This window comes from Methylobacterium sp. 17Sr1-1 (assembly GCF_003173775.1).
Taxonomy (GTDB): Bacteria; Pseudomonadota; Alphaproteobacteria; order Rhizobiales; family Beijerinckiaceae; genus Methylobacterium.
Genome location: NZ_CP029552.1, coordinates 2908397 through 2920950, shown reverse-complemented (window position 1 = coordinate 2920950; position 12554 = coordinate 2908397). Strand labels below are relative to the sequence as shown.

General features: G+C 68.8%; 6 protein-coding genes. 2 read left to right on the top strand and 4 right to left on the bottom strand.

The features are described 5' to 3' along the window. The first annotated feature begins 5 nt into the window (after positions 1-5). Complete coding sequence (locus DK412_RS13145; protein ID WP_109972311.1) at positions 6-251, top strand: hypothetical protein; 246 nt, start codon at positions 6-8, stop codon at positions 249-251. A gap of 509 nt (positions 252-760) precedes the next feature. Here the strand turns inward: DK412_RS13145 and DK412_RS13140 are convergent. From DK412_RS13140 to DK412_RS13125, 4 genes are all read right to left on the bottom strand, one after another. After that, positions 761-2227 (bottom strand): HlyD family type I secretion periplasmic adaptor subunit, encoded by a 1467-nt coding sequence (locus DK412_RS13140; RefSeq protein WP_109972310.1) that lies wholly within the window; start codon positions 2225-2227, stop codon positions 761-763. Beyond that, a complete protein-coding gene (locus DK412_RS13135; protein ID WP_109972309.1) occupies positions 2224-4362 on the bottom strand; it encodes a peptidase domain-containing ABC transporter in 2139 nt (712 codons plus the stop codon). Before DK412_RS13135 ends, DK412_RS13140 begins: the two co-directional genes overlap by 4 nt. A gap of 26 nt (positions 4363-4388) precedes the next feature. Continuing rightward, positions 4389-4688, bottom strand: coding sequence for a hypothetical protein (locus DK412_RS13130; protein WP_109972308.1), 300 nt, complete (start codon positions 4686-4688; stop codon positions 4389-4391). A 222-nt stretch (positions 4689-4910) separates the two neighbouring features. Continuing rightward, a complete protein-coding gene (locus DK412_RS13125; protein ID WP_245447630.1) occupies positions 4911-10109 on the bottom strand; it encodes a DUF4082 domain-containing protein in 5199 nt (1732 codons plus the stop codon). Positions 10110-11043: 934 nt separating this feature from the next. On the opposite strand from DK412_RS13125, the gene DK412_RS13120 reads away from it, so the two are divergent. Continuing rightward, positions 11044-12318, top strand: a complete 1275-nt coding sequence (locus DK412_RS13120; RefSeq protein WP_245447629.1) for a carbohydrate-binding domain-containing protein — start codon at positions 11044-11046, stop codon at positions 12316-12318. Positions 12319-12554 lie beyond the last annotated feature (236 nt).

Below are 12554 nucleotides of genomic sequence, written 5' to 3'. Positions count from 1 at the left end.
ACGCCGTGACCGTGCGCCGCGACGGTGAGTGGATCCGCCTCGAGGGCGCCTGCCCGGTGGAGGAGGCCGAGACCCTGGCCGCCCTGCTCCTCGCCGATCCGGGCGCCGGGGTGGAGTGGAGCGCCTGCACCGGGCTGCACAGCGCGGTGATCCAGGTGCTGTTGCGGCTGCGCCCGCCGCTCCACGGCACCTGCGGCGATCCCTTCGCGGCCCGCTGGCTCGCACCGCTCCTGGCGGCGCCGGAGCGCTGACCGACCGCGCCGCGGCCCGGTCCATGACGACGGCATCGAGCCGTGGACGGGATGCTCTCCGCGCTTTGAGCATGGCCTGCCGAGCGCCCGGTCGGGCGGGCAGGCTAGAGCAGCGCCCGATCGCGATGCAACACGGTGCACGACACAGGAGGTTGCGCGGGTGTGGGAACGACGGCCACCGCGCCTGAACCCTCCCCCCCTCTGCGGGGGAGGGTGGCCCCCGCGTCAGCGGGGGTCGGGAGAGGGGACGCCGCTTCCGGAGAGGTCGCGAGCGTCCTGACAGGCGCCACACTTGGCACTGTCGCGCTGCCCCTCTCCCGCCCGGCTCCGCCGGGCACCCTCCCCCGCAGAGGGGGAGGGTTCACGCGCGGCGACCGCTGCTCTTGCGGCGCGCAGCCTGCTGCGTCGTGTACCGTAGCGTTACATTCGGGCGCTGCTCTAGATCTTTAGTTTTGCCGCATTTTCTTCGCCCAACCGGTAGCCACTTGGCCGGAAAATGCTCTAGCCCCTCACGGCTCCCGGATCCCCTCGTCCGCCACCTGCATCAACGGGTACAGGAAGTACGCGATCACCCGCTTCTGGCCGACCCTGACCTCGCCCTGCACCGCCATGCCGGGGATCAGGCCGGCACCCTCGGGCAGGGCGCGCAGGCCCGTGTCGTCGAGGCTGATGCGGGCGCGGTAGAACAGGGCCGGCGGCTGGCCCGGGCCGGAATTGCCGCGGCCCTCCCCGTCGGACGGGAAGGCGTCGCGGCTCACCGTGCGGACATGGCCCGAGACCGTGCCGTGCTTCTGGAACGGGAAGGCATCGAGCTTGATGCGCGCCGGCTGGCCCGCCGCGACGTGGCCGATGTCGCGGGGGTGGATCATCACCTCGGCCTCGAGCGGGCTGCCCGCCGGCACGAGCGTGAACAGCGCCTCGGCCTGCTTCGCCACCGAGCCGGCGCCGCGCTGGGCGATGTCGAGGACGGTGCCGTCGGCGGGCGCCGTCAGCGTCACGAGCTCGCGGCGCAGGGTCGCCTTGCGCAGCTCCTCGGCCGCGACGATGCGCTTCTCGCGCGCCTCCGCCAGGGCTTCGAGCACGGTGCGGCCGGTCTCGTCGAGGAAGGCCTGGCGCTGGGCCGTCGCCTTGGCGAGGTCGTGGCGCGCTTCCGTCTGCGCGCCGCGGGTGCGCACCAGCGAGGCCTCGACGTCGAGGCGGGCGTCGCGGGTCTGGAGCAGGTTGAGCTTCGAGCCGATCTGCTGCTCCAGCAGCGTCGTGCGCATGCCCTCGATCTCGCGCAGGCCGTCGAGGCGGGCGAGCAGCACCGTCTCTTCGCGGCGGTTGCGGGCGAGGCTCGATTCGGCCCGGGCCAGTTCCTCGTCGAGGCCGCGCAGGCGGCTGTCGCGGAGCGCCCGGCGCTGCTTGGCGAGGCGGGCCTCCAGCGCCTGCTCGGGGCGCTTCAGGTCGAAGGCGGCGTCGCGGTCCGCATCCTCGGCCTCGAGCCGCCGCACCAGGGCCTCCGCCGCGGCGAGCCGGGCGGTGAGCTGCTGCACGTCGGCCTCGCTGAAGGTCGGATCGAGGACCGCCAGCGTCTCGCCGGCCTTGACCGACTGGCCGACGGTGACGGCGATCGAGCGGATCGCCGCGGTCTCCAGGGGCTGGACGACGATGTTCGGCACCGTGGTGACGAGCCGGCCCCGCGTGCTGGCGATCTCGTCGATCTCCGACAGGCACGACCAGGCCACACCCGTCGCGAGGAGTGCGGCGACCGCGTAGAGCGTCGCCCGGGCGATCCGGGGCGGGGCGCGTTCCTCCACCGCCAGGGCGTCGGGCTGGAAATCCGAGACCAGGGCCGGCCGGCGCCGGGAGGGCAGGACCACGACCTCGCCGCGGGGAGGGGCCTTGGTGGGAGCCGGGTCCGATGCCGGCACCGAGGCGAGCGGCGGCCGGGCCGCGTCGTCACCGGAGCCGGCTTGGGGCTGTGTGGCGCTCATGCGGCCTGCCTCGTCTGCTGGTTCCACAGGTGGCGGTAGGTCGTGCAGGAGGTGAGCAATTGGTCGTGGCGCCCGGTCGCGACGAGGCGGCCGCCGTCGATCACCAGGATCGCGTGGGCATCGACCAGGGTGGCGAGGCGATGCGAGACGATCAGCACCGTCCGGCCCCGGGCGATCCGGCGCAGGTTGCGCCGGATGATCGCCTCGCTGTCGGGATCGAGCGCGCTCGTCGCCTCGTCGAGGATCAAGAGCCGCGGATCGGTGACGAGGGCCCGGGCGATGGCGAGCCGCTGGCGCTGGCCGCCCGAGAGATTCGAGGCGTTCTCCTCCAGAACCGTCTCGAAGCCCCGGGGCAGGCGCTCGATGAACTCGTCGGCGCCGGCGGCGCGGGCGGCCTCGGCGATCTCCTCGAAGCTCGCCGAGGGCTTGGCCGCCGCGATGTTCTCCCGCACCGTACCGCGGAACAGGAAGCTGTCCTGCAGCACCACGCCGACCTGGCGGCGTAAGTGCGCGAGGTCGATCTCGCGGATGTCGTGCCCGTCGAGGCGCACCAGCCCCTGCTGGACCGGATAGAGGCGCTGGATCAGCCGGGTGATCGTGGTCTTGCCCGAGCCGCTGCGCCCCACCACCCCGACGATGCTGCCGGCCTCCAGGGTGAAGGAGACGGAATCGAGGGCCGGCGGCCGGTCCGGCCCGTAGGCGAAGCGCACGTCCTCGAAGGTGATCTCGCCGCGCACCGGCGGGCACAGGCCGCGGGACGGCCCCTCGGCCTCCGGCGCCCGGTTCATCACCTCGCCGAGCATCCGCACCGAGAGCGCGACCTCCTGGTACTCGTGCGCCATGGTGAGCATCTGCACGAGCGGCCCCGAGACCCGGCCGGCCAGCATGTTGAAGGCGACGAGCGCGCCGACCGTCATCGAGCGGTCGAACACGTCGAGGGCCCCGAGCCCGATGATCGCCACCGAGGTGAGTTTTTCGAGGAGCCCGGTGACGGCCTGCGCGATGGCCGAGATCCGCTCGACGCCGTAGCGCATCTGCACGGCCTGCGCCGAGGCGTCCTCCCACTGGCGGCCCTGGAGGGGCTCCATCGCCAGCGACTTGATGGTGCGCATGCCCTGGACCGATTCGACCAGCAGCGCCTGGCGCTCGCCCTCCGCGTCGTAGAGCGCCTGGAGCCGGCGCCGGAACGGCCCGATCAGGCCTAGGATGGTGAGCGCGACGAGGCCGGTGAAGACCAGCACCACCAGGGTCAGCTTCGGGCTGTAGAGCAGCAGCACCGGCACGAAGACCAGGAGCGAGCAGGCGTCGAGCGCCGTGGTGAGGAGGCGCCCGGTCAGGAATTCCCGCACCCGGGAGGCCTGCTGCATGTGCTTGACCAGGATGCCCGCCGGCACCTGCTCGAAATGGGCGAGCGGCAGGCCGAGGAGGTGGGCGAAGGTCTTCACCGCGACCCGGATGTCGATGCGGTTCGAGGCGTAGAGCAGCAGGTAGCGCCTGAGGAACGTGAAGCAGGCCTCGAAGACCAGCGCCAGCACCACCCCGCCGGCGAGCACCGTGAGGGTCGCGTAGGATTCGTGGGTCAGCACCCGGTCGATGACGAGCTGCGAGAACAGCGGCACCGCGAGGCCGACGGCGTAGAGCGCGAGCGCCGCCACGATCACGTCGGAGAAGAGCCGGCGCTGGCGCAGGATCTCGGGCACGAACCACAGGAGCCCGAAGGGGCGGCGCCCGTCGGGCGTGCGCCGCCTGGCCTTGGGGCGCATCAGCAGCACCTCGCCGCCCCAGGCGGCGCAGAAGGCGGCCTCGTCGAGGAGGAACGGCTCGAGCCGGGCGGCCTTCGGGTCGAACACGATCAGGCGCGGCGTCTCGGCGTTCCGGTCGGTGCCGGTGACGACGACCCAGTTGCCGTTCCTCAAATGCGCCAGGGCCGGGAAGGCGCCGCCGAGATCGGTGAGATTCCGGAAGGACAGGCGGGTGCGGCCGGCCCGGAGGCCCACCTCCCGCGCCATCCGGGTCAGGCGCGGGGTCGACACCGCCTCGTCCCCGACCGCGTAGGCGTGGGCGAGGCGCTCAGTATCGAGGTCGACGCCGTGGTGGCGCGCGACGGCGACGAGGCAGTGCAGTCCGGTATCCACGGCGGCGCCCGAGCTTTTTTGGAGGATCAGGAGAAGTTCGGCGAGGTGTTGCGGCCCGGGCGGGCACCGGCGAAGGGCACGGCCTCCCGCTGGGGCTGGCCCGGATGAATGACACCGGACTCGATCAGGCTGTTCTTGACCTGCTGCATCAGGTCGGCGGCGTTGGCGAAGGCGTCGGCCGGGAGGATCAGGCGCTGGCGCACCATCGGCACCGGGTTGCCGTTGGCGTCGCGCTCGGACGGCGACAGGCTCATTAGGTCGACCCGGACGATCGAGCCGGTCACGGTGATCTCGCTGATGCCGTCGGTGTAGGTTTCGGTGATCATTGATGACGATCCCTGTGCGTTGTCAGATGCTTGCGAACGATTTTGTCCCATCCTCGACCTCATCCTGAGGTGTTAGTCGATCGATTGACCTCGAAGGAGGGCTCCAGAAGTCTCGGCGGTTTCTGGAGGCCTCCTTCGAGGCCAAGCGATCTTCGATCGCCCGGCACCTCAGGATGAGGTCGAGGGTGGGATGAGGGGGCTTGTGATGGTTCGTGCCGATCCTCACGCCGCCGCCGACGGGTTGAAGACGACGTCCACCCAGTAATTCGTCTTGTTGTAGGTGTTGGTCGGGAACAGGCTGGAGCTGCCGTAGGCGTAGACGCCGTTGCCGGCCGACGGCGCCGTCAGCGGGCCGCTCGTCACCGCGTTGGCGAAGCCGTTGGCGGTCTGCGAGTAGCGGCCGGTATTGGTGTGGTAGGACGCCGTGTAGGTGGCGCCGGGCGTCAGCGCGACCGGGTTCGAGAAGGTGGCGGTCTGCCAGCCGCTGGCAGACTCGTTGGTGAAGGTGGCCGTCGCGAGCTTCTGCCCGGTGCTCGACCACAGCGTGCCGGTATGGGTCCCGGTATCCTGCGTGCCCTTGTAGAACTTGACTGCGCTCACCGAGCCGGCCGAGGAGGCCTGGAACTGCACGCCGAGTTCGACCGGGTTGAGGTCGTTGGTGTTGGTCGCCGCCGGCGTCGCCGACGAGGAGAACAGGCTGACCGCGCCGGTGCTGGGGGCCAGCACCGTCAGGGCGACGCTCGCCGACGAGGTGCCGCCGCGCCCGTCCGAGATCGCGTAGGTGAAGCCGGCGGACCCGGTGTAGTTGGTGGTCGGCGTGAACGTGATGGTGGAGTTGGTGGAGTTGAGCGAGACGGTGCCGTTGGTGGCACCACTGACGCTCGTCACGCTCAGCGGATCGCCGTTCGGGTCGGTGTCGTTGGCGAGCAACGTCGAGGTCGAGAAGGTGACGGCGGTGTTCTTCGTCACCGCCGGGCCGGTGTCGTTGACCGCGACCGGCGACTGGTTGGTGGCGTTGCTGTTCGGGTTGAAGACGACGTCGACCCAGTAATTGGTATTCTGGTAGGTATTGGTCGGGAACAGGCTGGAGCTGCCATAGGCGTAGACGCCGTTGCCGGTGGACGGTGCGGTGAGCGGCCCGTTCGTCACCGCGCTCGAGAAGCCGTTGGCGGTGGTCGAGTAGCGACCGGCATTGGTGTGGTAGGAGGCGGTGTAGGTGGCGCCGGGCGTCAACGTCACCGGGTTCGAGAAGGTGGCGGTCTGCCAGCCGCTCGCGCTCTCGCCGGTGAAGGTCGCGGTGGCGAGAACCTGGCCGGTGCTCGACCACAGGGTGCCGGTATGGGTGCCGGTATCCTGCGTGCCCTTGTAGAACTTGACCGCGCTCACCGTGCCGGCCGAGGAGGCCTGGAACTTCACCCCGAGCTCGACCGGGCTGGTATCGTTGGTGTTGGTGGCCGCCGGCGTCGCCGAGGACGAGAACAGGCTGACCGGGGCGGTGCCGGGCGCCGACACCGTCAGGGCGACGCTCGCCGACGCGGTGCCGCCGCGCCCGTCCGAGATCGTGTAGGTGAAGCCGGCGGACCCGGTGTAGTTGGTGGTCGGCGTGAACGTGATGGTGGAGTTGGTGGAGTTGAGCGAGACGGTGCCGTTGGTGGCGCCACCGACGCTCGTCACGCTCAGCGGATCGCCGTTCGGGTCGGTGTCGTTGGCGAGCAACGTCGAGGTCGAGAAGGTGACGGCGGTGTCTTTCGTCACCGCGGGGCCGGTGTCGTTGACCGCGACCGGCGACTGGTTGGCGGCGGTGCCGCTCGGGTTGAAGACGACGTCGACCCAGTAGTTGGTGTTCTGGTAGGTGCTGGTCGGGAACAGGCTGGAGCTGCCGTAGGCGTAGACGCCGTTGCCGGTGGACGGTGCGGTGAGGGGCCCGTTCGTCACCGCGTTGGCAAAGCCGTTCGTCGTCGTCGAGTAATGCCCGGTATTGGTGTGGTAGGAGGCCGTATAGGTGGCGCCCGCCGTCAGCGCGACCGGGCTCGAGAAGGTGGCAGTCTGCCAGCCGCTCGCGCTCTCGTTGGTGAAGGTCGCGGTCGCCAGCGCCTGGCCGGTGCTCGACCACAGGGTGCCGGTATGGGTGCCGGTATTCTGGCTGCCCTTGTAGAACTTGATCGCGCTCACCGTGCCGGCCGAGGAGGCCTGGAACTTCACCCCGAGCTCGACCGCTCCGGTGTCGCTCTCGTTGGCGACCGCGGGAGTCGCCGAGGACGAGAACAGGCTGACCGGGGCGGTGCCGGGCGCCGACACCGTCAGCGCCGCGTTGGCCGAGGACGTGCCGCCGCGCCCGTCCGAGATCGTGTAGGTGAAGCCGCCCGGACCCGTGTAGCCGGCGGTCGGCGTGAAGGTGACGGTGGCGTTCTGGATGTTGAGCGATACGGTGCCGTTCGAGGGAGCGCTGACGCCGGTCACCGTCAGCGGATCGCCGTTCGGGTCGGTGTCGTTGGCGAGCAACGTCGAGGTTGCGAAGGTCGTGGCGGTGTCTTTCGTGACCGACAGGCCGGAATCGCTGACGGCGGTGGGGGCCTGGTTCGTCGTGGTGCCGCCGGCGTTGAACAGCACGTCGACCCAGAAATTCGTGTTGTTGAAGGTCTGGGTCGGGAACTGGCTCTGGTTGTAGGCATAGACGCCGCTGCTGGCGGTGAGCGGCCCGCTCGTCACGTTGCTGTTGAAGTAGTTCACGTCGCTCGAATAGTGCCCGAGCGTCGAGTAGTACGAGGCGGTGTAGCTCGTGCCCGCGGTGATCGGGACCGGATTCGAGAAGGTGGCGGTCTGCCAGCCGTCCGTGGTCTCGTTGGTGAAGGTCACGGTGGCGAGCTTCTGGCCGGTGCTCGACCACAGCGTGCCGACATGGGTCCCGCGGTCCTGGGTGCTCTTGTAGAAGCGGAGGCCGCTGATCGTGCCGGCGGTGGAGCTCTGGAACTTCACCCCGAGCTCGACCGGGGTGCTGTCGACGGTGTTGGTGACCGTGGGCTTCGCCGAGCCGGGGAAGATGGTGAGGGAGGGGGAGGCCGTCACCGTCAGGCTGCGCCCCGCCGACGGGGTTTCCAGGTTGACGCTGTCGTCGGTCGCCCGGGTGCGGATCTGGTAGGTCCCGGCGACCTGCGGCGCGAAGGTGTAGCTCCAGCTCTCGTCGCCGGTGGCGGCGCGCCAGGTGGCGCCGTTGTCCGTCGAGACCTCGACGCCCGCGACCACGCCGCCGCCGGCATCACTGGCGGTGCCGGTGATCGTCACCGGGGTGAAGGCCGTGACGCTCGATCCCGTCGTCGGCGTGGTGACGGTCGAGGTCGGCGCGGTGTGGTCGGTCGAGGCGGTGGCGGGTTTCAGGTTCGGGTCGAGGGTTCCCGGCTGCACGCCCATGTCGGCGAGCAGGTTGACCATCGCCTGCTGGATCCGCGGATCGGTCGGCGTCGCCTCGTTGTCGTGGTTGGCCGACAGGCCCCAGGACCAGTAGACGGTGCCGGCGCCGAAGACGAGGGCGCCGCTCGGGGCGCGGTAGAGCGTCAGGCTGTGGGTCGCCGTGCCCTTGCCGGTGGTGTTGCCGAAATCCTGGAGGTAGGTCGTCTCGTCGAGGGTGGTGGAGGACAGGCGCACCAGTCCGGCCGGCGCGCTGGCATTGTCGGGCGCTTCGTCCCACTCGTAGCCGAGATAGTTCTTGTTGAGCGAGGCGGTCTGACCCGGCTGCAGGTTGGCGATGCTGGTATTGCGCCAGAACCGCTGGTTGGCGTCGTCGTAGGGCACCGTGATCGTGTCGAGCACGTAGGCGTCGACCTGGAACATCGTGCCCGTGAGGGCATTCTCGGGGTCGTTGTTCCCCACCGTCCCGGCCGGCCCGCGCGGGTCGCGCCAGGTGCCGGTCCACTGGTTGCTCGGGTCGGCGTTCTGGTCGGCGTCCCAAGTCTCCTTGTAGGAGACCAGCGTGCGGTACGGCGTGGCGTCGCTGCTGATGCTGCTCGCGAACCGCGTGCGCCAGTAGACCTCGTTGCCGCTCCAGAACGCCAGGTTGACCCCGGCGTCGCGGGCCGCCTCGACGTTGTCGCGCTGCGGGCCCGACCAGTACTCGTCATGGCCGACATCGAGGTACATCTTGTGGTTCTTGAGCAGGCTGCCGTACCGGTCGGCATCGACGCCTGACATGTACGAGACGTCGTAGCCGTTCTGCTCCAGCCACATGATCGCCGGGAACTCGGCGCCGTAGATATAGTCCTGCGGCCCGGCCGCGAGGGTGCCGCCGCGGGTGGTGATCGGCCGGTTGTAGCTCACCGCGTAGGCGCGGCCCGCGCCCTGGCCGGTGGCCGGGCCGTTGCCGCCGTAGAAGTTGGCCCCGCCCCACGGGTTGTAGGCCTGCCAGGTCTGGTCCGAGGTCTGGAAGATGATGTCGCTGTGGCTCGAATCGTCCCGGACGATGAACGGGATCTCGTTCTCGCCCGCCGTGCCGTCCTGGCGCGTCAGCTTGGCGATGTAGACGCCCGACACCGCGTCCGTCGGCACGGTCCACGAGGCCGAGATCGACCAGTTGCCCGCATCGACCATCCCTGTCGCCGCGTCGCGCAGGGGATTCGGCTGGTTCTGCACCCCGGTATGCTGGATCGTGTCGATCTTGCGCGCACCCAGGCCCCCGTAATAGCCGAGCCGGTAGATGTCGATCCGGTAATTGCTCGAGTTGGTGTTGATCTTGAAGTTGACGGTCTTGCCGACATTCGTGCTGATGTCGGTCGCGAAGCCCTCGATGTTGTCGTCGCCCGAACCGTCGATGCCCCACTCGCTGACCGGGTTGCCGACCTTCTGGTTCTCCAGGACGATCTTGTTGGTGGTCGAGGCCGTCGCGGTGGTGCTGAGCGAGGTGGCGGTCAGGGAATTGGCGGTCAGGGTGTTCGTGCCGGACTTCGACGGCGCGACGGCGGTCGTGATCGGGCCGCTCAACTTGGCGATCTGGGTCTTGCTCGGGCCCGTCGCGGCGGTCTCGGCCCCGCCGGGCAGGGTGGTGACGGCGCCCAGCGGTGCGCTGCTGCCGTAGCCGGGCAATTGCCCGCTCGCCGACAGGATGGTGCTCGACGGCAGGTCGAGGATCCGCGTCGGGCAGTTCACGTAGCCGCAGGTGCCGCAGCAGAAGATCGCGTTCGAGGCCGCCGACGGGCCGGACTTCACCGTTGGATCCTGAAGGATCGAGGCGGCCGCCGGATCGGGCGCGCCGCTCGAGCCGACGGGGCTCGCGCCGAGCAGCGTGGCGACCTTGCTCGCGGAGGCCGGATCCTCGGCTCCGGGAGTCGGGGACGAGGCCGCAGACGAGGCATTGTCGCCGGTCTGGACCGGATTGAGGACCGGATCGACGGTCGTCTCGTCGGAATAGAGCATGGCGTCTGCTTTCGACAAGAAAGATTCGCGTTGAACGGCACTGTCACATCCTGGCCTGGATTGTGGAAGGAGCCATAGGCCGGCTGCGCACACAGCCTTTCGGTGCGGACGACAACTGTCGCCTACGCCTTTCGAGGGTGCTTCACGATTGATCCGCGCGATGCTTGTGTCGCCGGCAAGCCGGCCCGGGGCAGATCTGCGATTCGTGAAGGATATGGCGGTTGTCGCCAGTCGTCGCAGGTATGGTTTCGGGGATCGTCTTCGGCCTGCAAGTCGTCGCGCCCGATCCGATTGCGGGTGAGGCCGGCCTGGTCTGCGGGCGTCCCGGGCGCCGCACAATCGACGGGCAGCTTCACGGTCTTCAACATCGGCTCTCGTCGCCGGCCGCCACGCCATGTCCCATTGCGGGACGATCATTCATCTTATGTACGGCGCCCAATACGGATCGTCCGACAGCTGTACGAGCCAATTTGCCTGCTCTCAATACGGCTACGTTGCTGCGCCGCATCATGATGCCGAGAGTTGTCGCCGCCGATCTCTTGGCGCGGCGACGTCCGGATGCCGCACGGATTCCAATTCACTGCGCAAATTTTTCCGGTGAGAATCGGCGAATCACCGTTCCGTCCTGAATCGATATCGAATTATTTGCTGAAGTATCGGTAAGACTACATTTATTAACACAGGCTTGACAGGGAAACGTTGCTACTTATTGTCCGCTTCGCACATCGGATCGAGCCCCTGACGGGCGCTGATCTTCTCACGATGACGCATCCCTGCCGCCGCGTCCTGCGGCCCGGCACCCGTTCCACAGATCTGGAAGTGATACATGGCTTTTCAAACGGTCGCGCAGCCTTTTGCGCCGAGCAGCATTTGGAACACCCCGATTGGGTCGAACGCCCAGTTCCAGTCTGCATCCGGAGCGCAGACCGCCTCCATCCAGCACCAGGCCGGCGTGAACACCTGGATCGGCCAGGACGCGATCCCGATCTATCAGGCCAAGTCGACCGATCCGATGGCGACCTGGAGCTACGACAGCCGCGGCACCAATGCCGACTGGACCTTCGGCAACACCTCGTCGATGAACGGCACGTTCCAGATGCGGACGCCGACCGACGTGCAGTTCAAGACCGGCGACGGCTGGGCGATCATCGTCTCGGAGGACGGCAAGCACTACATCGAGACCTGGCTCGGCTCGAAGACCGGGAGCAACAGCTACCACGCCAACCTCGTCGTCGAGAACACCGTGACGGGTGACGGCATCGCCGACGTGCCCGGTGCGCACGAGGGCATCCGCGCCGCCGGCATGTCGCTGATGGGCGGCGTTGTGCAGAAGGCGGACCTCGACGCGGGCCACATCGACCACGCCGTGGCGATGGCGATCTCGACCACCCAGGCCGGCTCCGCCAAGACCCCCTACGTCTGGCCGGCGACCACCGCCGACAGCTTCAGCGGCAGCTACTCGGGCTCGATCCCGCTCGGCTCGCTGTTCGCGATCCCGAAGGACGTCGACCTGACCAAGATCGGCATCACGACCGCCGAGGGCATGGCGCTGGCCAAGGCCTACCAGAACTACGGCGGCTACGTCACCGACACCGCCGGCCCGAACACGCTCCAGCTCGCCTACCTCGAGAAAGGCGTGAGCCAGAGCCAGGTCGACAACCTGTTCAAGGACATGGCCGCCATCCGCTCGCATATCGAGCTGGTGACGAACAACACCGCCGCGACCCCGGCCGGCGGCGGCGACCACAGCGTGCCGAGCACGCCCACCACGACGACCCCGGTCACCACCGCGCCGGTCACGACGCCGTCGACCACGCCCGTGACGACGCCCGTCGCCGCGCCGTCGACCGGCGGCACCGCGCAGCCGAGCGTCAGCCTCGGCAGCGGCTCCGACCAGCTGCTGCTGAAGATCAGCCAGGACGCCTATAACGGCAACGCGCAGTACACCATCTCGGTGGACGGCAAGCAGATCGGCGGCGTGCAGACTGCGAAGTCCCTGCACAGCGCCGGCCAGTCCGACCTGATCTCGGTGCGCGGCGACTGGGGCCAGGGCGACCACGACGTGGTGGTCAAGTTCCTGAACGACGCCTGGGGCGGGACCGACGCGAAGGACCGCAACCTCTACGTCGACAGCGCCAGCTACCACGGCCAGGACGTTCCGAGCGCCCACATCACCTTGGCCGACAACGGCGCCAAGCACTTCACCTTCCACGACTACCTCGTCTGAGGCGCGCGACGCCCCGCCCGCCGGCCGGCGGGCGGGGTTCCTCGCGTCTCCTGCGATTTCCACGGGATCTGTCCAAATAAAGATAAAGCGCAACTCCCCTCTCCCGTGTGGGAGAGGGGTCGGGGGTGAGGGTGCTACGGTTCTGAGTCAGGCTCTGGCCGTACCGATATCAGCACCACGCTCAGTGACTTACACTGAAGCGTGTCACCCTCACCCCTACCCCTCTCCCACACGGG

Coding starts and splice junctions, on each gene's coding strand:
- DK412_RS13140 (WP_109972310.1), bottom strand. CDS start 2,227: ATGAGCGCCACACAGCCCCAAGCCGGCTCCGGTGACGACGCGGCCCGG.
- DK412_RS13130 (WP_109972308.1), bottom strand. CDS start 4,688: ATGATCACCGAAACCTACACCGACGGCATCAGCGAGATCACCGTGACC.